The organism is Bradyrhizobium sp. Arg816 (assembly GCF_029989365.1).
Taxonomy (GTDB): Bacteria; Pseudomonadota; Alphaproteobacteria; order Rhizobiales; family Xanthobacteraceae; genus Bradyrhizobium.
Genome location: NZ_JAPRAQ010000005.1, coordinates 242403 through 267283, shown reverse-complemented (window position 1 = coordinate 267283; position 24881 = coordinate 242403). Strand labels below are relative to the sequence as shown.

Genomic DNA, 24881 nt, shown 5'->3' with positions numbered 1-24881 from the left:
ACCCATGCGCTTGCCCGGACGATCTGATGCTCAACGGTCGGGCCTGCGGCAGTAGAAGCGCTTATTCACGACCGGGAGGCGCGGCACCGTTGTACTATCCGACTGACGTGACGGCAGCGATTGTCGACGAACACCTGAAAGTGATGGCACGCTAAAGCGGAAGCGGGTGATGACCTCCTTGAATTCTAGCAAACTGGTGAGACCACATCGATGTCGCTAAAGGAAGATTTGCTGCGGATTGGTTTCTACCAGAAAATCTGCCGCCTCCCTTTCATATGGAGCAGATAGCTCGGTTTTTCGCAGAAAACTCCTTTGACTATTTGTCCGACCAGAAGCAACCCTCGCGGTCGGCGATCTACAACGCGTCAAAACGAGGTTCAGCCCGTCGAACATTTTCGGCTATCCATCCCGTTACAGCCTTTGACCTAGCGAACTTTCTAGACGCACATGCTCCGGAACTCGACAAACTGTTCTAGAGTAGTCCGTCGAGCATTTCCGTGTCTCGCCAGACGCCAAAGGGCGGGCGGGCGCTCGATCGCACAACCAGCTGGAAATCGAGCGGTTAAATCGACTGGCAGGTTATCGGTTTATCGCAAAAACTGACATCTCACGAAGCGGGACGCCGCCGTGCAGTTCGCGCGTAAAGTCATCGACACCCGCGGCAAGGTCGGCGATGCCGATGTGAAAGCCGTCCGCGATGCCGGCTACACGGATGCGAATGTTATTGAGATCGTCGCGCTAGTCGCCATGTACTCGCTGACGAACTTTTTCAACAACGTATTCGATCCCGTGAAGGACTTTCCCGCCGTGACGCCGGCCGGTTCGATCTGAGCTTTGTCCTGTCGCAACTTCTCGAAGCCATTGGGATCGATCACATGCACATTCTCCATATTGATAGCAGTCCGCGTCGAGAATCGCATAGCCGTGAGCTTTCGGCCGCGATCGTCGAAAAGCTTCTTGAGGTGGAGCCCGGGGCGAGCATTACCCGGCGTGATTTAGGGTTCGAATCCTTGCCCCATACCGTGGCTGACTATGCCGCCGCGTTGGCGTCGCCCGCCACGTTAGCCGCCCCGCCGAAGGGTTCTCTGGATGTTTCCGAAGCGCTTATCCGGGAAGTTGAAGCGGCCGATGTTGTTGTCATCGGAACGCCTATGCACAACTTCACTATTCCCTCGGTTCTCAAAGCGTGGATCGATCAAATCTAGCGCGTCGGTCGCACGATGATGTCGACGCCCACCGGAAAGGTGGGAATGCTCCAGGATCGTCCGGTGTTCATCGGCGTCGCCTCTGGCGGCGTCTTTACTGGAGACCGAGCCAACCAGCCGGACTTCCTCACGCCTTATCTGTCGCTAACACTTAGATCCATTGGGCTGAGGACCCAGCAATTTATCCCCCTAGAGGCCACCGCGTTCCTCGACCGAGAGCAAGCTCCATTGGCGAGGGAGAAAGCGCTCGCCGCTCTCGATCTGACTGTCATGGGAGAGCTTCGAGGCGCGCATGGTTGCCCTGCAATGCTCTCAGGCACCGGTAGACCGTATCGCGAGGCATACACACCCTGCTGCGGAGAGCGTCGGACCAGGAGCTCCCTAAGGGCGCGCCGCAAGCGCTTGGCACACCCGCATCACCTCCGGCCTCCGCCGGACTATAAACTCGAGGTCTTTCGATGATTTTACCTATAGGAACGAGAGTAGCAGCCGTCGATGGCGTGACGTTTCCCAGAATCGGCGACAGGATCACCGACAAATCAGCACCGCCCAGTGACGGCGCGTTCGCGAGTGGATCGGACCAGAGGCGTTCGGGTATTGGACCGAGCTGCGGAACTGGATCGTCGAATTCTACCCTGGAGTTTTCGAGCCGGACTGGCTTTACGGTGGCAGAAACCGCGGTTGGTCCTTGCGCTACAAGAAGACCAGGGCGTTCTGCACCTTGGTGCAGGAATACCGACTGTTTTGGGCCGTGGTGGTCATGGGTGGAGCTGAGCGAGAAACGTTTGAGGAGAGGCGTTATGTCTGGCGTCCGCACTTGGTCAAGCTCTATGACGAAGCCAAAACATACATCGACGGAAAGTGGCTGACAGTTGCCATCTCATCGGCGGATGATCTGCACGATGTGACGGAGCTTCTCGTTATGAAGCGCCCGCCACTGTCGCGCGACTGAAGTTCACAAATATGCTGGGTTCGCCGCGCGATGGCTCCGAGGAACGCGACCATTTCCCAAAGCAGCTGATGTTAGGCCAGCTGCTTTAAACGAGCACTCGCCGAGCTTCCGCAGAGTCTGGTCATCTCCTGAGCCACCTTCGAATGCGTTGGCGCGCCAAATGCCCCATCCGTCCAAGATGCGCTAGATCGTAAGAATGAGTTCGAGTTATTCACGCGCATCATGAATGCCCACAGTACCCGTGCGCTTTTGCCGTTCTCGTACGCCCACCACGAGCCTCCCTCGGGGTTCGCTGCGCGAATTTTTTAACGCAGAGCGACCGTCGCGAACCTGCTTAGGGTGCCCAGAAATGAAGCGGATGACGTATAGCACGGTCCGGACGATGTTCCCGAGTCGTTCCGACCTCGACATCCGGACACTAACGCATCGTCGCCGCGTGCGGTTGAAGTTCACTTTGCTCTTTGACCGGTGGTCAATTGCTCGACGCCACACCAGCCTGCATCTATGGCGCCGGGCGTGTGGAATGGAAACAATGACGACCGGGAATTTCTAATGCTTAGGGTATCGGTATAGCCTTTCTGTGCCTCTAACCGGGGCTGACCCGTCGCGGTTCTACTGAGTGCTAGCCAGCACAGGGCGGCGTGATCGTCGTCTTAGTCGGCTGCAGTCTCCGCGTCGCAAGGACCCGCTCGAGCAACCAAGCGCGTAGGAGTCGCCGATGTCGTTCCGTTTCATCAGTAAGTCTATCCACGCCTACCTAATCGATTATCCAATCGCTATCGTCTTGATTGCAGCTCCGTTCTGGCTGAAGCTCGGTCAGAGCGGGCCCGTCGCAACGTGGCTTTCGGTTGTTGTCGGTGTCGCCGCGCTACTCTTGGCCGCCCTGACCGACCATGCCACCGGGCTCGTCCGCATCATTCCTTACTGGCTGCACCTTTGGGTCGATCGCGCCGTCGGCGTGGTGTTCATCATCGCCCCGTTCGCCTTCAACTTTTTCAAGCTCGACGCCTGGTATTACTGGATCCTCGCTGCCGCTGTTCTGCTAACGACGTCAGTCTTTAACGCGCCTGAGCAGCCAATCGCGCGTGTGCGGTTGAACAGTCGCGTAGCCGGCTAAAAGCGGCGCCAGCGTCGAGAGGGCTGCTTGAGGTTGAATTGATGGGCGAGGAGTGTGCCGCGAATGGAGTTCTCGGTCCCGACGATGAACTGAACCACTTTGAGCTCCCGCTTGGTGCCGGCGGACTGACTGATGGCAAGTGAATGGCACCAACGCCACGGGCGTTTCCTCCCCCGACTACCCGGGGCTCAAAGCGAGCTCCGGGCTTTTTCCCGCGAATAGTCCGATCGGAAGGTGAAAAGTGAACGGTCGCTGTGGATCGCTGTACGCCAGCGATATACGTGCTGAAACGATAACCCCAATGGACTAAGCGCGACTTTGAAAAGGCAAAAGCCTTCGACGAGGTCTTCCCAACGTCGAGCATTTTCGGCCGCGGTTCGTCGAGGGGCTAGTTCGGCTGTGACGGAGCACTTGCGTCATCCGAGCAAACATCGTCGGGCCGAACCTCTTGCGCACCAGTGTCACTGGCATATGTTGCGACTGCCAACCTAGAGAATATTCACAAAAGGCGGGAGGACTGCTGAGATTCCGTCCACTTCGCGACCGCGTCGTGGTGTCAAGGGCATCGAAGCTCAGAAGAAGCCCAATAGCGGCATCATCATTCCCGACACGGCGAAGGAAAAGCCATCCCAGGGCGTCTTGAATCTTGCCGGCTCGCCGCCAAGCTGGCGGAGCGGCCCCCGGCCTACCTTCAAAAGCTCCCTGAAGCCGGAGCCGTCTCTTCGCCCGGTAGGTTCGCTGGAAGCATGACCGTTTGGACGTGAGATTTACCTCCCGTTAGAAGACTTCGGCGCGGGCGGGCTGCGCAAGGCGCGTATGAATTCAGAAAGCGCGCGCCCGTATGACCTCGAAAATGCGATCAAAGATCCAATCGCACAAGCTAGAAACGAATTGCATCAATCGCGTGGGCGATTAGGACGGCTACACTGACGCCGATGAGCACGACGAGCAACCAATTGAAAAACACGTTGGCTTCCCAGCTTTGGAATTGAACGCGCGCGTGGCTCGCGGTTCAAGCGGCGTGAGACCGAGCCGGCCTGCTAATACAAGGCGCGCGCGCATTTTTGTGAAACGGTGAGCGGCAGGCGCAGAGCATTCACCGACCGTCCGTCCCAGCTCGGCCGCATGCGAATCGGGGGTTTTTCTCCCTCTCGCGGCGGACGGCACGAACGCCGCGCCGCCGGCCCCCGGCCCTAGGGGAACGTCAGACCGAAAGCGGCCGGGTCGGGCTGCTCGCCTTCCCGAAGGACCAAAAAGCGTTCCAGCCCACCCGGCACGAAGCTGAGCAGCAGAGTCGCCTGGTTACCGACCACCTCGATCGTATGTGGCGCACTGCGAGGAAGAGCCGCGTAGGCGCCCGGCCCCACCTCGACGCGGGCATCGCCGACCCGCGCGATTAGCTGCCCCTGCACCACGTAGACTCGTCCTCGCGCGAGTGAGTGTGCAGCGGCGGCTCCTCCCCGGCGCGCACCGTCCCAGGACAGCGCGATAGTCGCCTCCGGGACTGACCGCTCTCCACTTTCATCTCGACGCTCGAGCCCCGCTCGAGGGCACCATCTCGCCGCCGTGGGGCGGCGTGAGAACCGGCTGCTGGACTGACATTTGTCGCCTCCTGATCGTGTCAAAGAACTATCCACCACCACACGAGAATGACCTTCCGACGCCGGTGAGGTAAATCACCTCCCGCCATAGAGTCGATAGACGATCGTTATTGCCGCCCGCGCTGCCTCACCGTAGCGAGGAATGTCACCAGCAGCACCTGCGACTCCCGTCGCCGCCATTGGACCAATCAAGGTTGCGCGCGCCAAGGCGCGCCGCCGCCATCGACTATGAAGCCGCCCCCTTCGGTGGATTTGTCGTGCGCCACGTCGCCGACCGGATGCCGGACCGAGGTAAGAGAGCGAGTCGCGCGATCCCGGCACTTTGCACTGTGCCCCAAAAGACCCGGAAAACGAGGGGGGCGCAAAGGCCCCGCGCCCTAAGGTCAGGTGTCGAAAAAAACGTATCGACTGATGATCCGTTCGTGCTTCACTGTGATCACATCCCGGCCCTTGACGACGTTGCCGTCTTTCCCCGCGAGCGCCCAAGTGTACGTAGACGTGTCCCCCGTTGTCTGGATCGGGCCAGTGACCGCGAGGTGCATTCCCGGCATCTGCGCGTGTACCGCTTTAATCGCACATTCAACGCCCGCAAAACCTGAAAACCACACTGCCGGCTCGCCGATGACTACGTCTGCTGCATACGTTGAAGGGATGCCCGTGATGCGCTCAGTGGCATGTCGAGTGTTCCAGATTTTCAGGTGACGATCGACGATCTTTGCGACGGGATTGGACATGTCTTCACTCACGCTTATGTGCAAGACGTGATCGCTCTGCGCTCGCGATCAGCCCATGCTCCCGGCATGAAGCAGATATTCGCTGTTCGTCCATCATCCATTTTCACTATAGCACTTCATGAGCCTATGCACTTTTGCAACGCATCGAGCCTAAGATGATCGCGATCAGCGGCTCAATTGAACGATCGGTACCCGTTGGCATCTAAAGGGGCACCGATACGATACGAAGGTTTATGGCGCTCGACCTCTAAAGGCGACCACCTCCCCAACGGGTCAGGAGCGTCGTCCTCGGCAATAGACGGCCGCCCGACAACTTCGCTATGCTTGTTAGCGACCAAGATCGCGCGGCCGCACAATATGTCTCGAAGGGCCAAGAGGCGACGTAACGCGTCCGGGGCAGCGCGGATCGAGTGGCGGGCCGGGGGACTCTCTTTGTGCCACCACCAGACCGGAGTGTGCTGGAACAGATTGGTCCTTACCCACGTAACCCAATTCCAACTTTCCAAAACTTTTTCTGTAGGCATCCTGTCCATCCGCAAAATTGGCGATGTCCTGCCCTTCTCTAACCTCGGTCCGGCATCTGGTCGGTGATGTGGCGCGCGACAAAACCACCGTAGGAGCCGCATCAGGGTCAAGGACCGCGGCACGTTGGCACGCGCAACCTCGATTAGTCCAAGGGCGATAACAGGTTTAGAAGTCTCTACGGATGCGGCTGTAGGGTATCCTGGCTGTGGCTTCGCGCGGCGCGCGCAATAATAATGATCGTCTATCGACTCCATGGCGAGAGGTGATTTCCCTCGCCTGCGTTGCAAGGTCATGCTTGTCGCGCGGTTTAAGACAAACAGGAGCTACCATGAAGTTTCAAGTCCGCGGCCTCGCGATTGCGCTCGCAATTGTTGTTCCTATCGCAGTGGCCGCCACGGCAAATTCATCTGCCGCACCGATCAATGGCACGTCGATCAAGGCGGCAGCGCCAGCTGTGACCCCGGACGTGCGCTATCGGGTCCGGCGGAGTGATCCCTACCCTTCGTACTGGGGCTACAATTCGTACTGGGGCTATCCCGCCCATAGATCGTATTGGGGCGATCCGACCTATAGTTCTTATTATGGAGCCTACGGCTACGGACAATACAGCTCAGCTTGCGTGCCCGGACCGCGTGTCGGCGCCTTTGCGACAGCGCCCTGGACCGACACGCCGACGTGTCCGCCGTATTGATAAAACCCTCTGCGCTCCCGAAGGCTGGCGCGTGCGTGTAATGAGTCCGCGCCGACCTCCGGGCGATCCGTGATCAGATCACCACCCTCGACGACATCGAATGGATTGACGGTCAAATTGGAGCAATCCGACATATTCCTATCCTGGCTTCTCTTACGGCTGATGGTGACCACAACTGATGGTAACGCCAAAAGCTCGGGAGCGAGCGGCTTCCTCGAGCCGCTTCTTGCGTGATGGAAGTGGTCATGTTGCAATCAAGGATGCATGCTGAAATGAACAAGCTTGCAGAGCCCCAGCCGGTCACTCCTCGGGATGTCGCATGGGCAATCTAGCAAACTGGCTTTACCTTGTTGGATCGCTGTGCTTTGTTGTTGGTACAGTGATCAACATGCTTCCGATTTGAGGAAGACATGCATCTATTTGGGGACTTTAGCATTCCTCGATTATGCGCACGTCGGGTCATTCTCGATAGCCAGGCCGTCCTGCCTGCCAATGGATGTCCGCTTTTCCTAGTGTAACCTGATTCTTGCGCGCACGCGCGCTCTGAAGAAGGGGAATTGGCCAGCCACATGCAGCGACGGGCGCCGCATGTCCTGTCAGGTCTTCTTCGGTACGCTTGTTGCGGGGCATGTCTCTCGCCGCAGCATCTGTTTGGCCGGTTCAACGGATTCGTCAAATCGGTGATCCAGCGCGTCAGCGAGGATCGCAGCTCAAGTGCTCGAGAATAGTTTCTATTGTCACGATACTCTATCGCAAATGGCGAGGGTCGAGCGCATTAAGATCGCAGTGTATGCAATACTCTACGCACTCGTTATCTTGAATAGGAGCACAGACTTGGCAACGATCGCCGTCGCTGCGCAGATTGTTTTTAGCGAACAAATCGTGTCGCGCTGGCTTGGGCTTGAATGGCTCCGTCGTGAGTGCGAGCGTACTTATGATGATGTTTACCGCCAGTTCCAATCAAAAGGTCAGATGATCCCTTCTCTATCGAGGCATTGGGCCGATACGAGATCGCGAAGGCAACCGCAACGCTCTCACTTTCGTCGCGCATTTTCGAATCCGGCTCAGAACGCGCGGATGCTGAGTGGGCAAAAATACGCGCCGCTTTTGGGGATCTAACGTTTAGATCAACATTGGCTGGTAGCATCCTATGCGACAGCCTTGTCCTCCTTGTCGGCTCCCCGCATGACGATCTTGAGCGCGTCATCCGGCAACGGCCGCTGCAAAGCCTTCGCCTCGTCCCACGGTGCGCGCATCCAAACATCGCGCTCCTCGTCCGTGGCCAGGATCACCGGCATCGCCTTCGGATGGATTGGCGCGACGACAGCGTTCGGCGCGGTCGTCAGGAAGCCGTAGACCTGATGCGGTCCCGGCACCGGCTTGGACTTGGTGCCTCGGTCGCCCTTGAACTCGGTCCAGATGCCTGCGAAGGCGAACAGCGGGCGGTCCTCATTCAGCGCCAACCAGACCACGTCTTTCTTCTTGGTCTCCGGGTTCGGCTCCGGTGCATACTCGGCGAAGCTGTTGGCGGGAACCAAGCAGCGGTTCTCGGGCTTCAGCCAGCCGCGCCAGTGCGGTGATGACATGTTGCGAATGTTGGTCACGGGCGGGCCGCCTGTGCGCGGTGGCGGCGGCATGCCCCAGCGCATCGTCAGCATCTCAGTGCCCGCCTCGGTGTTGCGGATCACCGGCGCGGGATAGTCGAGAAGCACGCCCGGCATAGGCGCGAGGTTGCCGACGTAGCGGTTGACCACGCGGAAGAGACGGATGATGGCCTCTTGGCTCGTGGTGATGCTGAAGAGGTTGCACATTACGCGCGGCGACTACCGAGAATGGCCGCAAACGCCAAGGCCGAGGCCGACTTGCAGCATGTCTTACTTCTTGAGAATGCCAATATCGGTGTTGCCCAAGTTCTTCATGGCGCGCTCAGCGGCGGGCGTATCCACCGCGTTGTCATGCGGGGGCAGAGGCTGAGTAACCGAGGAAGCATCCACGTCGCCGCCGGTCGCGGCGTGGCTGAGCGCGTTGCCCACGTTGGGACCGGAGTAGCCCGCAGTGCCGCTTACGGTATGCCCGGTCGATAGGGTGCCGCCCGCATAACCTGCGGAGCCGGTGGCCGCAGTTCCGCTCGCCGCCGAGCCGCCACTGCTCGATCCACCCGCACTCTGGCCCAAGGCGAGCGAAGAGCCGCCAACGAGTAAGATCAAAATAACGGCGATGTGGTTCAAAGAGCGGTCCTCTACTTGAATGACCGCTCAATGAGTTGCACCTCCGAAAACTCCTAGGGGCCTACCGCTCTCCAGGCCACCGCGTTGATGGTGGATCGCTCGCCGAAATCTTGATGCGCCGGAGCGCGACAAGGCGGCTTCGCTTGTACGGATAGACCCGCACCGCCGAGCAATCCTTGCAGCGCATGTGTCGCTCCAGCTCATGAACCGGCGTCGTCTTCGGCCGCCGCACGATGTCCAGCGCGAAGGTCTGGTGCGTGTCGCAGCCCAGGCACTTCACTTCGAGATAGCCAAGCCCCGCATTGAGCGCATCGCCCAGGGTGGGCGATGGCTGCGCCGGACCCTTGAAGGCAAGCATGCGCTTATTCCATGCCTCGCAGGCCAGCTTGTCGGCCTGCCTGCGCGCTTCTGCTGCCTGCTCAGCAACCGCCCGGACCGACGACCCGTAGAGGTCTCGCGTGATTTGCTACCCATGGCGAGGAGCATCGCCCGGCCAAGAGGGCCAAGGCAAGCCGCTACAGCTTGCGTGGATAACGCACCGGGCACAACGATGGCGCTCGTGCTGACGCGTCGAGGTTGAGGGCGATGCCGTGCTCGATGCTCGACGTAATGCGCAGGCAGTGACGGCCTACGCCTAGTGCGGAAGTTGTCGGCTTTGCCATACACCTTCGTATAGGTCCGTGCCCCCTTTAGGTGCCCGACGTTTACCTACGTTCAATTGAGCCGCCGATCGCAATCGTATTGTATAGGGCGTGCGATAGTGCTCCCGCTATCGCAGCCCTCCCTGGGCGTTTCCTCCCTAGACTTGGGCCGCTTGTGGCAACGCAGGCGGCCTTTCTTTTTGCCCCATCGGTTTCTCGGGTCCTTTGGGGCCCGCCCAAAACGCGGGGTACGCGCGACGCCGCCCATCGAGGATATTTGCAGTTTTTGATTTCGCGCTTTCTTTTCGTGCCATTTCGCACACAAAGGCGGTGTGCGGCTCTGCCCTTCCCGAAGTGTCGGCGCGCCTCGTCGAGGTCCGGTCAGTGGGGTAGAGCGGTCTAGATTTGCTCACGTTGAGTTCTTCGCATTTTGACCTGGCTGTGTAAAAACGCGAGGAGACGAAAGACAGCTAGAATTACGTTCTTCAGTTTGCCGTCTGGCTTGAAATCGCTTGCGCGCATGAGCGCTAGATCGACCTTGGACGAACAACTTCTTCTATCGCGCTCGACCAGGGCGTTTTCACACAGCCAAGACCCAAAGCCGACATCACGCCTCCGGCACTCCAGCCATCAGCATACCATCGCGCAGACGGTTGCTGCCGGCGCGGAATGCTCGATCGGTGCTGAGTATGAGCCCTCGCGTCCGGCGTATGGTGAAGGCAGGATCTAGCGCAAGCCCCGCGCGCACGGCGGCCCGCGCCTCTTCCAGCGAGCCCACGAGTGCAAGAGCGGCAGCAAGCTGAAAATGTACCACGGCATAGTCCGGTTGGCTTCAAGGCTGCGGCGCAGCCAATCGACCGCCTCCGCGTCGGCGCCGAGGATCAATTTGGCGACGCCAAGCCAGTGCATCCACCTATAGGCGTTGCTATCGCGCGGAGAGAGTCGGAACGCCCGCCGGATGTGGGCTTCGCTTTCCGTTCCTCGACCAATAAAGACTTCGTAAATACGATCATCACGTGGGCGGTGGCCAGATTGCGATCAAGTGCAAGCGCCTGCTCAAATTCTCCGATTGCCAGCACTGCGCGCCTTGTGAACAGCTGCGTCATGCCAAACAACATATGAGCCTGCGCATGACGCGGAGCCATGGACATACCTTGTTCAACATCACCTCCGCCGCCACAAGCGCGCATCGCGGTCATCAACCATGAAAGCGGCGGCAGTTATTAGATCGACGCTGGCCTTCCCGACCAGCGCTTCGACGTTCTCGGGATCAAGCGCCAAGGCTCGCTCAAAAAAGCCACCAGCTTGTGTCAGGTTTTCGGGCGAGCGTCCCTTGTTCAACGAATGACGGCCCTGGAAACACAAATCTATCGCATCAGGAAGAGGCGATCGCTCGGCGCGCCGCGCCTCTGCCTCGATCAGTTGAGCATTCAGTGTGTAGCGAGCCTTGATACAATCTCGTCCTGCCGTCAAACAAATCAGCCATCCGTTTGTCAAAGCGATCAGCCCACAGGTGCGCGCCGGTTTCGGGGTCCACGAGCTGGACGTTTACGCGAAGCCGATCACCGCCACGCTGCAAAGAACCTTCTAGCGCGGAACGAACATCCAGCTCGCGGCCGATTTGCTTGAGATCAACCGCTTTGCCCTTGTAGGTAAATGCGGTGTGTCGACCTATGACGAACGAGCCACCGATGCGCGATAGATCCGTGGTCAGGCTCTCGGTCACGCCGTCAACGAAATAGTCCTGCTCGGGGTTACCGCTCAGGTTGGTGAACGGCAGCACGACAATGGACAGACGCTGCGCTGAATTTGGGGTCGGCTTCATGTCGCCGCTCTGCGCCGCAGCGTTAACCGGCTCAACCGCGAGCGTCTGTGCTTCCTGCACTTTGCCTACGAAGCGGAAACCTTTGCGCCGCAATATTTTATGAGGCGCTGCTTCTCGCCCGTGTCGCCGATTGCGCTCCGAGCGGCGTTCACGCGAGCCGTCAGCGCGGCATCGGAAACGATACGTTCGCTCCAAACGGCGTTGATGAGGTAGTCTTTACTGACAACGCGCTCCCGGTTTCGGACCAGATAGTCAAGCAGATCGAACACCTGAGGTGTGACAATAATCACGTCCGTTGCGCGATACAGTTCGCGCCGGTCGGTATCCAATGCGTAGTCCTCAAAGAGATAACGCAAGCTGCCATTCCTCTTCGATGTCACCTCTGAAGCCCCAAGAGCGCAAAGAATAAGCTGCCGGTAAGGAGAATGTAAGCCACCTGTTAAGCGCGCCAGCGGATGTGCTGGCAGCTTTAGTATGGTGAAACAGCTCACCTTGGACACACCGCGATGAGCACGATCCACGAGACCACTGAGTTCGAACCGGCAACCGCAAGGCGGCAGTTACAGCCCCCTCGAAGCATATTGGGATGCGTTTTGCGAGTGGCGAAAACGCGAGATACTGCGAGCCCAGCTATGCCGGCTGACGGACGGCGAGTTGATGGACATCGGCATCACGCGTGGTGAGATCGACTACGTCGCTATAAATCGCGCTATCGACCCGCGAGGCGCTGTCATCGCGCCGTGAATAAGCCGGCGCTTTGGTCATAGCGTGTCGACAAGGATGAATGATACGCTCTTTCCTTCCGCGCATCAGTCTGCTGTTGGACCTCAGCTGCCTCTCTGTTGCTTCGCCTTGACGTCTGCTCGCGGGTGCGAGCCGATCCGATGCATGCTCGGATGAAACGCGTGCGCGATTGGGCGTCGTCTTCGTTTCACTCTCACGTCGAACTCGGTCACGACCCGATCCGCTGGGCGGCCCACCAGTCCGAAATCGGTCTTCGATATGGCGAGAGAGAGTCGGATTGGTGATGGGTTTCGCAAGGGCTCAACCCATCTTTCGGCAATTGGCGGAGCTGCAGCGTGAGCGTGGACCAACTCATGGGCCTCAAGCATTGCAGCCGCCGGGCCACGCTGCGGGATAAGCTCAAGAGCAATGGAGCGCCCTTCTGAGGTGAGAAGAATTGGCGCGCTATGTTGTCGGTCCAAGTTGTGCTCCGCAGGTATTGGTAGAGGGTATTGATTGCGAATATTCCCTTATCAACTGTGAGCTGCGCTACGGAATTCTTCAGATAGTCACGTCATATCCCCAGGAGCCCACAGTCCCTCGCCGAGACCTCTCGGCGCTCCGGGAATGCTGGTGGCGTGGGCGTTCATTCGGCACTTTGGCCGACGCGGGGACTGTCTGTTCACGGAGGGATTTTGCGGAACCTTGGCCTCAGCCACTGATAAGCTTTTGGCAGAAACCTTATCAGTGAGCCAACTGACTCCGTTTTGTTAGAAACCTCATGAGTGAGCAAACTAACTCCGTCTGCTTCATTGAATGTGCCACACAAGAACGGTGTTACGGATCTAGAACTTTCATAAAATCAATACCGCGGCAGATCGGGGAGACAGTTCAAGCCTGTTCGGCAGCGTTAGCTTTCCACTTTGTTTGCAGGGCCTTCGCAGAGTGCATGCCGTTATCGCAGAGGCTTTGATGGACGCGACGAGGAGCGCACTGAGCTGCAAGCGCTGCCGCTAAGGGCAGCACTCTGCGGATCGTGGCGACTGGGAGAAGAACGACCGCCCCGGTCGCCTAGCGTTCTGCACAGGACAACGGAACAGGTGGACAAGCCGGAGCCCTGCCGATTGCGAATCCCTGCGTGCTAACCGCCCGGAACGAGCGAGGGGGCGGAAGGATTCGTCCCGGCAGGAGTGATCTCTATGCTGATGACGAAGGAGAGACGGCCGGCAATACGGACCCTGCGTGGCTGGGCCATTTTGGCGCTGAGCGATGCCGGCACCATCCGCGAATGCGAGGAGCACGGTTGGATGCTCGATCGGGCCGATCCTCATGCCCGCGACCGCGCGTTCCAGCTCGCCTGTGAGGCACGCCGCCCGGCGTCTCGCCGGCGGCCGCCGCAGCCGCAATTGCCGAGGTGTTGGACTCAATCGGCGACACGTGCCCAGAGTGTCCAACAGACTAGCATTTTGATCTAGCGGCCTCGGTCTTTCGTCGCCGTAGTATGGGACGGCAGAGGCGATCTTGTCCGGAATGCGACTAAGCAGCCTGCACCGCTTCTGCCGAAATGCCGTCGTCGCGCTTCTTGTTTATGAGGTTCAACAGCCGGGCCGCCGCCCGAGCGTCGCATAGCGCGCGATGGTGTTCTTCGAGCTCGATGTCGTAGATCGCGCACAACTTTCCGAGTCCGTACGATTTGTGCCCGGGATATCGACGTCGCATTCCCACGCAAGTACACAGCTTCGGAAAGCGGAAGCGTCGTTCGAGCCGTTCGTACTCGTACGACAGGAAGCCGTAGTCGAAGTTCACGTTGTGGGCGACGAAGATGCCGTCCCCCATGAACGCCATAAAACTGTCGGCGACTTCGTGGAACACGGGCGCATCCCGAACGATCTGGTTGGTGATGCCGGTCAGTTCGACGATCTTCGCGGGGATCGGCCGCTGCGGATTAACAAGCGAGTGCCACTCGTCGACGACTTGATGGTTACGGACCTTGACCGCACCGATTTCGGTGATGCGATCACCAGACGACCAGGTTCCCGTGGTCTCAATGTCGACGACCACGTAGTCCTGCTCCGGGTCGAACCGGTAGTCCACGCGGCCGATCTTGGCCGGGATGCCGGCGTTCTCCAGCTGGCGCAGGCGAGTCAGTTGGTTGCGGCGTATGGCGTCGCCTTCCGCCTTGACCTCGACGAAAGACACCTTGCCGTCGCGCACTTGCATCAGATCAGGGAAACCGTCCCGCGTGCGGGGAAAGTCTTCGCACATCGCCTGAACAATCTCGGCCAAACCGTCCGCGCGGGCGCCTTCGAGCAAGGCACGCAGTGCGCCCATCTGCACGTGGTCCCAAGCGAAGACTCCATTGGGTCGGCCCCATCTAGCGGTGACGGTGCGCAAGACGATCGGAAGCGCATTACCGGATCTGATCTCCGCGAGCTTGACGTCGATCTGCGAGGCGAACCGCCGATGGAACGTCCGGTCGCGAAGGCAATGCGGAACCCAGTCGAAACCGCTGTGAAGCTGGCCGGACTCGAAAAGCTCATCCCAGAACAGCAGCCCGAACAGCATGTGCCAAAGCGTATTCTCCGCGAAGTAGACCTGCCCGCCCAGGCGCCGCAGCACGCCAGCCACCCCAGCCTCGGGATTACCGCGATGCGTGTCGTCGACGACGATCGTCCGCCCCGATCGTAGCAACTCAGTGCACAGACCTGTCCGCCGTCCGCCGAACTTGCGCGCGTAGAAATCCGTCGCGAAGAGATGCTCGTCGTCGCTTTCGGGATCATCGATCATGTCCCGCAGCAAATTCTCAGACGCTTCCTTGTCGCCCTCCGCGTACAGCAACCGGACGAGGCGCTCGCGGCAATCGGCCGAGCCGCCGAAACGATAAAGCCGTTCGGCCAGATCCTTGTCGCCTTGCTTCTCGAAGAACTGCCCGACCCGGCACGCGGCGCGGGCCGCAAGGTCGGCGGCATATTCGGTCGTCCGCGGGGGTCCGTCCAGGATCGCTGCAGCCTCCCGTGCATAGATGCCGGCAGAACGGACCTCGATGCGGTCCAGCACTTGGCTGTAGTGAAAGCATGCATGAGCTTCGTCGGCGTCGGCAAAGCGAGCGCTGAACGACGTCTCCCTGTTCGTGCGCAGGACGCCGAGATCGCGCAGAGCGAAGTTCTTGAGGTCGTCGACCGTCTTTCCGAAATAGAGGTACAGCAGGAATTCGATCGGCCGCGTGTTGTCGAGCGCTATGAAGCCGCCGGCCCCGCAATGTTTTGCCGCAAGATCGAACGGAATTGCGGCAACGAAGAAGTCGGCCAGCACCGGTTTCGACCATGAGGTGAGGACGTCGCGGCCGAACCCCGCTGCACGGGCGCCGTCGAGAAGTGCGGTCTTCGGCAGGCAAAGTACGAAGGCGGAATAGTCCTCGGCACGCAGGCCGCGCGCATGGCCACACTCGATCAAGTCACGAGCCGCGATTTCGAGGTCGGTTATCTCGCGGTACTTAAAGAGTGCGCGATTGAAGATCGCCCCTCGCCGGTTGACCATCCGGATGAGCAGACACTGCGCGTCCTTCGAGAGGATGCGAAAGCGCGCGGTGAACGAACGTTGCTCGTCGGTTAGGATCTCGCCATACGTCCTCTCGACAAAGTCGAGCATTTCGACGAAGTGGTCGAGATAGTAGTAGACCGGCAACGTGGTAGGCTTCATTTGACGCGCGCCGGGTTCCCATCGTTTCTGGTCGACGAATCTGCTCTCAACGATCCGCCAAACACAGTTTTATCGTTCCTTTTTTGTTCCGAAAGCTCTATTTGTCAAGGCGGGAGCGAAGGACGGACCGTAGAAAGCACCGGCCGAAAGCCGACTCGACACCGGCCTTTCCCACCGCAAGATCATCCACATCGACATGGATGCCTTCTATGCGTCGGTCGAGCAGAGGAACAATCCGGATCTTCAAGGCAAGCCGGCCGCGGTCGGCGGCTCGGCGGAACGTGGCGTCGTAGCTGCGGCAAGCTACGAGGCGCGCAAGTTCGGGGTCCGCTCTGCGATGGCGTGCGTCACCGCCAAGAGGCAGTGTCCGGACCTGATCTTCGTTAGACCGCGCTTCGAGGTCTACAAAGCAATCAGCCGGCAAATCCGCGACATCTTCGCGGAGCACACGCCGTTCATCGAACCGTTGTCGCTGGACGAGGCTTATCTCGACGTCACCGACAACCTGCAGGGCATACCCCTTGCCCGCGACGTCGCGCTGCGGATCCGCGAGAAGATCAAGGCCGAGACGGGCCTCAACGCTTCAGCCGGCATCAGCTACAACAAGTTTCTCGCGAAGCTCGCTTCGGATCACAGGAAGCCGAACGGCCAGTACGTCATCTCTCCCGAGATGGGCGCCGCGTTCGTGGAGTCGCTGCCGGTCGGCAAATTCCACGGCATCGGTCCGGCGACGAGCGCGAAGATGAACGGCCTCGGCATCTTCACCGGAATGGACATCCGCAACCAGACGCTCGAATTCATGAACGCCAACTTCGGCAAGTCCGGCGCCTATTACTACTGGATCTCGCGCGGCGTCGACGATCGTCCCGTCCGCGCCAACCGCATCCGCAAGTCCATCGGCGCCGAGAACACGTTCTTGGTGGACCTCACGACATTCGACGCGATGGCGGCCGAACTCCAGCCACTGATCGACAAGGTCTGGCGCCACTGTGAGATCACCGGCAACCGGGGAAGGACTGTGACGCTCAAGGTCAAGTTCTTCGATTTCGAGATCATCACGCGGAGCCGGTCGATCCCGAATTTCGTATCGAGCCGGGACAACTTGGAGAGCTTGGCGGTCGCCCTGCTGCAGGCCGAGATGCCCTTCCCGAAGTCGGTTCGCCTTCTGGGCGTGCCGCTGTCGTCGCTGCAAACGCCGGCGAACGACGATATTGGACCTCAGCTCGATCTGCCTATCTGACGCCGCCCATAGACGCGGCTTACAGCGCGGCGACCGAAACGGCGCCGAAGGTTTCGCCTGGCTGGACGTGCGCGGCGCGGCCTATCCGACTTCAAGATCGTGGATGATCGGGTTCAGTCCGTCGGGCGCGACTTCGAGGCTCGCAAGCGTGATCGGTAGCTTGAAACGTCTGCGCCCCGCGCTGCCGGGATTCACGTAGAGTACGCCATCGACGGTAGCGATATTCGGCATATGGGAGTGGCCGGAAACAATGACATCGATGCCCTCAGCTACGGGATCGACCTGCAGGACATTGCGGTCGTGCAGAACGTAGAACAACCGTCCGGCGAGCCGCACGAGCTCGGTTTCGGCAAATTCGGTGGCCCACTCGCCCGTGTCTACGTTCCCCCTGATCGCCGTGACGGGGGCAACTCTCCGTAGCGCGGTGATGATCTCGGGATCGCCGATGTCGCCGCCGTGAATGATGTGGTCGACGTGGGCCAGCAAGCGAAGAGCCTCCGGCCTAAGCAGGCCGTGCGTATCCGAGATGATGCCGATCGTGAAGGTCATCGCAGCGTCCAGTCGAAGCACCCTATCGCGCGTTGGGCCGCAGCGGACGATCGAGGAAATTCGCGCTTTCCTGAAGCGCCACCAGTGCCTGACATCAGTCGCCTAAGCCGACTTCCGCCGCTGGCCCGTCGCGGGCTTCTTCGCCGCTGCTTCCTTCGCCGGCTTCTTGCCTTGATCGACATCAACATCTCTTTCTGACCCGCCGCCGCCTTGCGCGGCTTCTTGGCGGGCTTGCTCGCCTTCGCCGGCGCGCCCTCCCGACCGACGCTCTGCCGCAGCGCCTCCATCAGATCGACGACGTTTTCGCCTTTGGGCCGCTCCTTCGGGCGGATGGTCTTGCCCGAGCGCTTCTGGTTGATCAGGTCTATCAGTGCGGTTTCATAGTGGTCTTCGAACTTCCCAGGGTCGAACGTCCCCGCCTTCTGGTTCACGATGTGCTTCGCGAGATCCAGCATGTCCTTTGTGACTTTGACGTCCTGGATTTCGTCGAAATACTCCGCCGGATCGCGGACCTCGTAGGGATAGCGCAGCAGGGTACCGATCAAGCCCTTTTCGCGCGGTTCGAGAGCGATGATGTGTTCGCGATTGGTCAGCACGACCCGCCCGATCGCAACCTTGTCCATCTCGCGTATGGTCTCGCGGATCACGGCAAAGGCGTCGTGACCAACCTTGCCGTCGGGACGCAGGTAGTAGGGACGGATCAGATACCTCGGGTCGATTTCGGATCTATTGACGAACTCGTCGATCTCAATGGTTCGCGTCGACTCCAATGCGATCTCTTCGAGCTCCTCCTTCGTCACCTCGATGAATTGGTCCTTTTCAAGCTGGTAGCCCTTGACGATGTCCTCGTTGGGTACCTCGTCGCCGGTATCCGCATCGACCTTCAGGTATTTGATCCGATGGCCCGTCGCCCGGTTGAGCTGGTTGAACGAGACCTTCTCACTCTCCGAGGTCGCCGGATACAGAGCCACCGGACAGGTGACCAGGGAGAGCCTCAAAAAGCCTTTCCAGTTGGCGCGCGGGGCCATGGTACGCAGAACTCCGGTCTAGGGCGTCTCGGATTCAAGACGAACGACCGCGACCAGTTCCGACAAACGGCCAGGCGGTCCGAAGCATTTTTCTGAGAACCAGATTCGACCATTTGTTCTTGTTATGTTCTACTCTGACCATGACCGACCGACCCGCTAGTTGGCGCTTTCCGACCATGAAACAGATCCAGAAGCTGGCCAATACCCTTGCCGTCGGCAAGAACACCCCTTCCACGCCGGCCGTCGGTCCAGCCGACGACTTGCCAGCTGCGTACTGGGCGTCGCTTCTCGGGGAAGCCCGCGCCGATGCCGTTCGCGCCGAAAAGCCGATCCAGGCACACAAACTGTCTGAGATCAGCCGTCACGTGCTGCGCGTCACCTGCAGCCGCTGCGAGCGGATCGTGGAAATTCAGAAGGCAGACGCCACTCGCTTCTACGGGGCTGGCGCAATCTGGCGAGAGGTAGGCCAGCGTCTGCTGAACAACACCTGCACGGAGCGCACCGGCCTCCATGAGGAAGACGGTTGCTGGCCTTCGTTCGAGTAGCTGTGCCGGTGCCGTCTGACGCCAGGTTATACAGATGGCTCCTCGCTATCATCCAACGCCTCTCTCCGGAGGAGACCGCAAGGCTCTTGCGAAAGAGCTGTCGAAGTCGCGAGCGATGACGACGGTCTTGGCGCGACGCTCCGAAGAGCGCCAGGGCAGAAGGCGAGGCACTGATCCGCGAGGCCGACAAGCTACTCTGCGAGTCCTGGAACGAGCGCATGTGGGCCGACGGCGGCCCGATCGACCCGTCGCCGTCCATCGACCAAGCCGTGAACGGTGGCTACTCATGGATCGAGATCGAATGCTCGCGCTGCAAGACTCGGCGGGACGTCGACTTGGCGGCGCTGCGCCATCCGCCAACCACTGCCGTACACGACCTAGCTGGGCGGCTTCGCTGCAGCAAGTGTGCTAAGGCAGGGCGCCGCCCGGCCGCTACCCTCCTGCAACTCACGGCTCGCCCCCACCAGGCTCCGGAAACCTGAGATGTGTAACCTCTACAGCATGACCAAGAACGTCGACGCGATCCGCAAGCTGTTCGGCGCGCTGAACAGCCACGTCGGCAATCTGGCGTCGATGCCCGGCATCTTCCCGGACTATCCGGCACCGATCGTCCGGAACGCGGCCGACGACCGTGAGATCGTCATGGCGCGGTGGGGCATGCCGTCCTCATCCAGGGCGCTGATGGATGCAACGAAGAAGCGGGCCGAGAAACTGGAAGCGAAGGGCAAACCGGTAGACTTCAATGAATTACTTCGGATGGAGCCGGACAGCGGGACGACCAACATCCGGAATACCAGCAGCAGCCATTGGAAGCGGTGGCTCGGGCCGGACAATCGCTGCCTTGTGCCACTTACGTCGTTCTCGGAGTACGACACGATCGACGGCAAGAAGGTGCCGGTGTGGTTCGCACTCGATGAGTCTCGGCCCCTCGCCGCTTTCGCCGGCATCTGGACAAACTGGACCAGCGTGCGAAAGGCGAAGGAAGGCGAGGTCACCACGGACATCTTCGGCTTCCTGACTTGCGAGCCGAACGTCGAGGTGAAGCGCGTGCACCCGAAAGCGATGCCGGTGATCCTCACCACGGCCGAGGAGTGCGACATCTGGATGCGCGCTCCTTGGGATGAGGCCAAGGTGCTGCAGCGTCCGCTGCCGGACGGGGCGCTCAAGATCGTCGCGACCGGCGAGAAGGAAGACCCTGCGCAAGCGGCCTAAGGGCGACCGCCAACAGACATCGCCGAAGCTGCTTGCCGAAATCAAGTACCGAACCAAATCAGCCGAAGGGAAGGTCCGCCACCCTCAAGTCTGCTGATGGGGGTAGACCGGACCTCGTTCGCGGTATCCTCGACCGGCGCTTTTGACCCTGGCTGTGTAAAAACGCGAAGGATCGAAACACAACTAGAATTACATTCTTCAGTTCGTCGTCAAAGTTGAAGGCGCTTGCGAGCTTGAGCCCCAAAACGACCTTGGACGAATAACTTCTTCTATCGCGCTCAAGCGTCTTGGCGTTTTCACACAGCCAAGTCCCGTAGCGGACATTCGCCAAGCCCGACGAAGCTCCACTGGAAGTTCGCACTGCGATCGGCGTAATCGACGGTCTCCTGCTCCTTGGTGCATTTGCGAACAGCAACCACTCTCAACACAACGGACGGGCAGAGAATTGAGGCTCACGTGCTTCGGAGTGGGGAGCGCGGTGTTCTCTATTTCGATTTGAGCAGCCGTCAAATCACGTTGTTGCCGTGGAATCTCATTTCGAAAATTAGCACTACACGATAGCGCGGAAACGCTCCGAACACACACACACACGCCCCTCCGGATTTTCGCGGGCATGCACGGGCTGAGATTTTTTTCGGTGCGAGGCCTCGGCGGCGCGGTCGGAGGATTGTCGCGGTCCCCCCGGAAGGCCTCAACGCCGACATCTTGGAGACCTCGGCCGTCAACCTAGCAAGCGCTATGCCACCGCTGTGTGACGACGCGCTACCAGTCACCAGTGGGACACACCATCACGCCTTACAGATGGGTCCACCCGGACGAGGACCGATGAATTCGCTGGAGGCGGCCTGCTCAACAGCGATGGCCGGCGCGAAGTTCTCGGCATGAATATCGGCCCCTCGGAGGCTGAGACGTTCTGGACGGCCTTCCTGCGCAAGCTCGCTCGCCGTGGCCTGCGCGGCATCAAGCTGGTCGTCTCCGACGCCCATGAGGGCATCAAGGCCACCGTCTCCAAGGTGCTCAACGCCAGCTGGCAGCGCTGCCGCGTGCACTTCATGCGCAATGCGCTGGCGCATGCCGCCAAGAGCGGGCGGCGCGTGGTCTCCGCCTTCATCGCCACCGCGTTTGCCCAGGACGATGCCGAGGCCGCACGAGCACAGTGGCGGAAGGTCGCCGACCAGCTCCGTCCCAAGCTGCCCAAGCTCTCTGGCTTCCTCGACGAAGCGGAGACCGATGTGCTCGCCTATATGGCCTTCCCGCCCCAGCATCGAACCAAGCTGCACTCGACCAACCCGATTGAGCGCCTCAACGGCGAGATCAAGCGGCGCACCGAGGTGGTCGGCATCTTCCCCAATGAAGATGCCATCATCCGCCTCATCGGTGCGATCCTGCTCGAGCAGAACGATGAATGGGCCGTCCAGCGTGCCCGCTACATGACACTGGAAACCATCGCGCCGTTGAGCGATGATCCAACCGTCAGCGCCCCGGCAAATCGCCAGCTGACCTGCCCGGCTCTTGCCGGCGAACGCGGTGACCCGCCGCCAATTACACCACGCCGGGGGACACGATCACTTTTTTAGCGCCCGGGAGGCCATGCCTGCGAGATGTGGCCCCCAACAACGACAAATTTTTTTGCAAGCAGCTACCGCGTAAGCTGTTCAGGTGACCAATAGGATCCATGGAGTGCCGATTATCAGGAACACCGCAAGGAAGCAGAGTGTCACGAGCAGGCCGAGCCGATAGAGTTCCGGCTGTGTGAGGTAGCCGCTACTTACAAAGATGACGTTCTGGCTGCCACCCTGGGGCGTAATGACTGAGAAGTAACTGCTCGCAAATAGCAGAGCAAACGCCATTAGCGGTGCGGGCACGCCTCCTCGGACGCCGACGTCAAGGAAAACGCCGAGCAAAGCCAGCACCTGTGAAGTTTGGCTGACAAACATGTAGTGAATTAGCACGTACAGTACGATCAGTACGACGTAGGTCATGTGCCATGAAAGGCCGACTATGTAGGACGCCAGGCGCTGGCCGACGTAACCCATGAACCCGAGTTCATTGAGCTGGCCGCTCAAGGCAAACAGTACTGCAAGCCACAGAAACGTTTCGAGGGCCTCTCCGTGTTCTGCGATGTCTTTCAATCCTAGGACATTTGACATGATCAACATTCCGAGGCCAGCGAAAGCGACGCTGGTCGCGTTCAACTGCAACACATCGGCAAACACCCAACCGAGGACCATGAACGCAAAAATTGCAGCCGTGATCCATTCATCGCGCTTGAGCGGACCGAGCGCCGCCAGTTCCTTACGCGCCGCAACAGGTGCCTCCGGTGTTCGGCCGATCCCCGGCGGGAAAATGCGCGCTACGAGCAAGGGAAGCAGCAAGAGCGCAGTCAGTGTAGGCACTGCGGCCACGACCAACCACTTGCCGAAGCCAATTGCCACCCCGAAGTCCCTGACCACCTGGACCCCGAGTGGGTTGGCGGAAGTGGCGGTCATCCAAAGCGCCGACGAAATCGATAGGCTCGCCATCCCGCAGAACATGAGGTAGCCGCCCAGTTTACGACCCTCGGGGTCCTCCGGCCGCGAACCAGACCCGCTGGCGACCGACAGTACAATCGGAAACAGAACTCCACCTCGCGCCGTGTTGCTGGGGAACCCCGGAGCAATGAGCGCGTCCGTTATGACGATACTGTAGGCAAGCCCTAAAGACGATCGACCGAACAGACTGACCATGAACAGACTGATGCGCCGCCCCAAGCCCGATTTCACCACAGCGATCGCGACCAGGAAGGCAATCACGACTAGCAGCACACTGGCATTGGCAAAGCCTGCGAAAGCCTTCGCCGGAGTGATGGTGCCGGTCAGGACCACCGCCGCAACAGCGAGCAGTGCGGATGGGAGCAGCGGAAAAGAGCCGATGAGCACCGACGCGATCGCCGATGCAAACACGGCAAACAGGTGCCAGGCAGGCGGGGTCAATCCGGCGGGAACGGGTGTCAGCCATATGCCGACCGCCAGCACGAACGGCAACGCCTGTTTCAGCGTCGTGAGGGGGCGTGTCATGGCTTAGACGTGCCTGGGGCGGGCTCGCTCCGTGTTTGCGGAAATCGGACTTTGCCGCTGAGCCCCATCGACTGGCCCTGCACGATCCCATCTTCGGTCTCCAGGAGGAAGCGCCAGGAGAACTCGTAGGTGCCCGTCGCGCCTTTGTACCGACCGCTGCCACCGACAAACGTCCCAACGATGCTGTTACCTGCCGGGGTTGTTTCGCCGCGAAGCTCGCTATAGACGTGGTTGTCTGTGTCGTCGGTCCAGACAGCCCTTCCTATCAGACCCGTAGCGCTGTCGTTGAGCACGACAGCCTCGGCGCGGAAGCCCAGCGCAGGACGTGAGGTCCCATACAGCATCAGTGATCCGCTGTAGTCCGCAACCGAGGCCCGGCGATCGCCACCTAGACCAATGTCCTGTCGTTTGCCAACCGCAGTCCACGTTCCATTGAACGCGTGCCACTGAGAATTGTCGGCGGCAGGATCAGCTTTTGCTGGCGAGGCAGCGCCAACTCCGGCAAGCATCATCAGCACGACGAGGAGAAGAGTTGATCTCTGCCCACCATCATTTGTGAGGTGGTGCGCTGCGCCCCTAAGGCTACGGTCGCTGACCATCCCAGCCAGACACCCGCAAAAAAGTGCTGCGAAAGGGGACACCTATCGCCTCCCCATGTACTCAGAGCAGGATACCTGCACAGAAGACCTATCGTCTCACTTTGACATGGATCAAAGTGACGCCGACCTGGCCACGCCCCTCCGGATTTTTTCCGGAGGCTGCCTCCGTTCCTAACGGACCAGCATGACCGCGATGGCGGCGGCGAAACCCACCAACAGCAGGCTGCCGGCGGTTAGCGTGACCCAGTCGACAGAGTAGTTGTGGTGGGGCAGGTGAAGGCGCATGGCGACCTCCTGCGTTTTTGGCCGACCCATCAATTCGGCAATCCCAAAGCAGTTCCTTGGGATGTCGTCGGCGGCTCGCTCTTCCTTTGCAACACAACGACGTCGCCACTAGAGCAGCACTTTTGACCTATCGCTGCACATTTGTGCAACCGTCCAATGACATAGATCAAGCCGAGGACGGGCAGAGCGAATAAACTTTTGACCTTGGGGCAATCCAGCAAGGGAGGCAGTCATGATCTCTCGACGGAAGCTTCTTTCTTCTTTGGGCTTGGCGACCGCAATAGCCGCGTTCCCGACCGTGCTGATGGTCCCTGACGCGGAGGCGCAGACCGCTGGCATGGAAAGGCGTCAAGATCGACGTGAGGGGCGACGCGAGCGCCGCGAGGATCGCCGTGACGCGCGCCAAGTGCGCCGCGAGGGTCGCCG

The 24881-nt window shown here is 60.0% G+C and carries 19 protein-coding genes and 8 pseudogenes; 14 read left to right on the top strand and 13 right to left on the bottom strand.

The annotated features are described in order from the left end of the window. Nucleotides 1–612: 612 nt before the first annotated feature. The 5 genes and pseudogenes from OWC48_RS15250 to OWC48_RS15230 all read left to right on the top strand — a co-directional run. A pseudogene (locus OWC48_RS15250) lies at nt 613–831 on the top strand (carboxymuconolactone decarboxylase family protein); the annotation flags it as partial. Nucleotides 832–875: 44 nt separating this feature from the next. Then, nucleotides 876–1205: an FMN-dependent NADH-azoreductase gene (locus OWC48_RS47550; protein ID WP_306664319.1), complete on the top strand. Its 330-nt coding sequence runs from the start codon at nt 876–878 to the stop codon at nt 1203–1205. A gap of 458 nt (nt 1206–1663) precedes the next feature. Beyond that, nucleotides 1664–2157 (top strand): annotated as a pseudogene (locus tag OWC48_RS15240) (DUF3788 domain-containing protein). 718 nt (nt 2158–2875) lie between these two features. After that, nucleotides 2876–3274: a hypothetical protein gene (locus tag OWC48_RS15235; RefSeq protein ID WP_282520722.1), complete on the top strand. Its 399-nt coding sequence runs from the start codon at nt 2876–2878 to the stop codon at nt 3272–3274. Between the two features lie 520 nt (nt 3275–3794). After that, a pseudogene (locus OWC48_RS15230) lies at nt 3795–3928 on the top strand (co-chaperone GroES); the annotation flags it as partial. Nucleotides 3929–4467: 539 nt separating this feature from the next. Here the strand turns inward: OWC48_RS15230 and OWC48_RS47055 are convergent. Continuing rightward, nucleotides 4468–4689 carry a hypothetical protein gene (locus OWC48_RS47055; RefSeq protein WP_282520721.1) on the bottom strand — a complete coding sequence of 74 codons (222 nt, stop codon included), beginning with the start codon at nt 4687–4689 and terminating at the stop codon, nt 4468–4470. 569 nt (nt 4690–5258) lie between these two features. Continuing rightward, the gene (locus tag OWC48_RS15220) at nt 5259–5609 is read right to left on the bottom strand and encodes a hypothetical protein (RefSeq protein WP_282520720.1); all 351 of its coding nucleotides are present in this window, start codon (nt 5607–5609) and stop codon (nt 5259–5261) included. A gap of 853 nt (nt 5610–6462) precedes the next feature. Between OWC48_RS15220 and OWC48_RS15215 the strand changes: the two genes are divergently transcribed. Both OWC48_RS15215 and OWC48_RS15210 read left to right on the top strand, forming a co-directional pair. Next, nucleotides 6463–6825, top strand: a complete 363-nt coding sequence (locus tag OWC48_RS15215; protein ID WP_282520719.1) for a hypothetical protein — start codon at nt 6463–6465, stop codon at nt 6823–6825. Nucleotides 6826–7659: 834 nt separating this feature from the next. Next, a complete protein-coding gene (locus OWC48_RS15210; protein ID WP_282520718.1) occupies nt 7660–7944 on the top strand; it encodes a hypothetical protein in 285 nt (94 codons plus the stop codon). A 29-nt stretch (nt 7945–7973) separates the two neighbouring features. On the opposite strand, the gene OWC48_RS15205 is transcribed toward OWC48_RS15210, so the two are convergent. From OWC48_RS15205 to OWC48_RS47535, 6 genes and pseudogenes are all read right to left on the bottom strand, one after another. Then, the gene (locus tag OWC48_RS15205) at nt 7974–8636 is read right to left on the bottom strand and encodes an SOS response-associated peptidase (protein ID WP_282520717.1); all 663 of its coding nucleotides are present in this window, start codon (nt 8634–8636) and stop codon (nt 7974–7976) included. Nucleotides 8637–8699: 63 nt separating this feature from the next. Next, nucleotides 8700–9053 carry a hypothetical protein gene (locus OWC48_RS15200; protein WP_282520716.1) on the bottom strand — a complete coding sequence of 118 codons (354 nt, stop codon included), beginning with the start codon at nt 9051–9053 and terminating at the stop codon, nt 8700–8702. Between the two features lie 61 nt (nt 9054–9114). Further along, nucleotides 9115–9527: pseudogene (locus OWC48_RS15195) on the bottom strand (hypothetical protein). Between the two features lie 1331 nt (nt 9528–10858). Then, the gene (locus tag OWC48_RS47545; protein ID WP_404979759.1) at nt 10859–11035 is read right to left on the bottom strand and encodes a hypothetical protein; all 177 of its coding nucleotides are present in this window, start codon (nt 11033–11035) and stop codon (nt 10859–10861) included. Between the two features lie 34 nt (nt 11036–11069). Continuing rightward, entirely contained in the window at nt 11070–11579 is a 510-nt protein-coding gene (locus tag OWC48_RS47540) for a hypothetical protein (protein ID WP_404979758.1), read from the bottom strand. Nucleotides 11580–11584: 5 nt separating this feature from the next. Further along, on the bottom strand, nt 11585–11875 hold the full coding sequence (locus OWC48_RS47535; protein WP_404979757.1) for a transcriptional regulator: 291 nt from the start codon (nt 11873–11875) through the stop codon (nt 11585–11587). 172 nt (nt 11876–12047) lie between these two features. On the opposite strand from OWC48_RS47535, the gene OWC48_RS47135 reads away from it, so the two are divergent. Together OWC48_RS47135 and OWC48_RS15185 are read left to right on the top strand one after the other, a co-directional pair. Next, the gene (locus OWC48_RS47135; RefSeq protein ID WP_368860661.1) at nt 12048–12263 is read left to right on the top strand and encodes a DUF1127 domain-containing protein; all 216 of its coding nucleotides are present in this window, start codon (nt 12048–12050) and stop codon (nt 12261–12263) included. A gap of 1178 nt (nt 12264–13441) precedes the next feature. After that, nucleotides 13442–13704 (top strand): annotated as a pseudogene (locus OWC48_RS15185) (hypothetical protein). A 74-nt stretch (nt 13705–13778) separates the two neighbouring features. Here OWC48_RS15185 and OWC48_RS15180 read toward each other — a convergent pair. Then, complete coding sequence (locus OWC48_RS15180) at nt 13779–15941, bottom strand: exonuclease domain-containing protein (RefSeq protein ID WP_282520715.1); 2163 nt, start codon at nt 15939–15941, stop codon at nt 13779–13781. A 181-nt stretch (nt 15942–16122) separates the two neighbouring features. On the opposite strand from OWC48_RS15180, the gene dinB reads away from it, so the two are divergent. Then, on the top strand, nt 16123–17181 hold the full coding sequence (gene dinB, locus OWC48_RS15175; protein ID WP_282520880.1) for a DNA polymerase IV: 1059 nt from the start codon (nt 16123–16125) through the stop codon (nt 17179–17181). Between the two features lie 81 nt (nt 17182–17262). On the opposite strand, the gene OWC48_RS15170 is transcribed toward dinB, so the two are convergent. Both OWC48_RS15170 and OWC48_RS15165 read right to left on the bottom strand, forming a co-directional pair. Further along, on the bottom strand, nt 17263–17730 hold the full coding sequence (locus tag OWC48_RS15170; RefSeq protein ID WP_282520714.1) for a metallophosphoesterase family protein: 468 nt from the start codon (nt 17728–17730) through the stop codon (nt 17263–17265). A 102-nt stretch (nt 17731–17832) separates the two neighbouring features. Then, nucleotides 17833–18758, bottom strand: a pseudogene (locus OWC48_RS15165) (Ku protein). 140 nt (nt 18759–18898) lie between these two features. Between OWC48_RS15165 and OWC48_RS15160 the strand changes: the two are divergent. From OWC48_RS15160 to OWC48_RS15145, 4 genes and pseudogenes are all read left to right on the top strand, one after another. Then, nucleotides 18899–19303, top strand: coding sequence for a hypothetical protein (locus tag OWC48_RS15160; protein WP_282520713.1), 405 nt, complete (start codon nt 18899–18901; stop codon nt 19301–19303). A gap of 34 nt (nt 19304–19337) precedes the next feature. Then, nucleotides 19338–19785: pseudogene (locus tag OWC48_RS15155) on the top strand (hypothetical protein). 1 nt (nt 19786) lies between these two features. Next, nucleotides 19787–20515 carry an SOS response-associated peptidase gene (locus OWC48_RS15150; RefSeq protein WP_282520712.1) on the top strand — a complete coding sequence of 243 codons (729 nt, stop codon included), beginning with the start codon at nt 19787–19789 and terminating at the stop codon, nt 20513–20515. A gap of 848 nt (nt 20516–21363) precedes the next feature. Beyond that, nucleotides 21364–21999: pseudogene (locus tag OWC48_RS15145) on the top strand (IS256 family transposase); the annotation flags it as partial. 171 nt (nt 22000–22170) lie between these two features. Here OWC48_RS15145 and OWC48_RS15140 read toward each other — a convergent pair. Both OWC48_RS15140 and OWC48_RS15135 read right to left on the bottom strand, forming a co-directional pair. Further along, nucleotides 22171–23571 (bottom strand): DASS family sodium-coupled anion symporter, encoded by a 1401-nt coding sequence (locus OWC48_RS15140; RefSeq protein ID WP_282520711.1) that lies wholly within the window; start codon nt 23569–23571, stop codon nt 22171–22173. After that, nucleotides 23568–24170, bottom strand: coding sequence for a hypothetical protein (locus OWC48_RS15135; protein ID WP_282520710.1), 603 nt, complete (start codon nt 24168–24170; stop codon nt 23568–23570). The genes OWC48_RS15140 and OWC48_RS15135 overlap by 4 nt, the downstream gene beginning before the upstream one ends. Between the last annotated feature and the right edge of the window lie 711 nt (nt 24171–24881).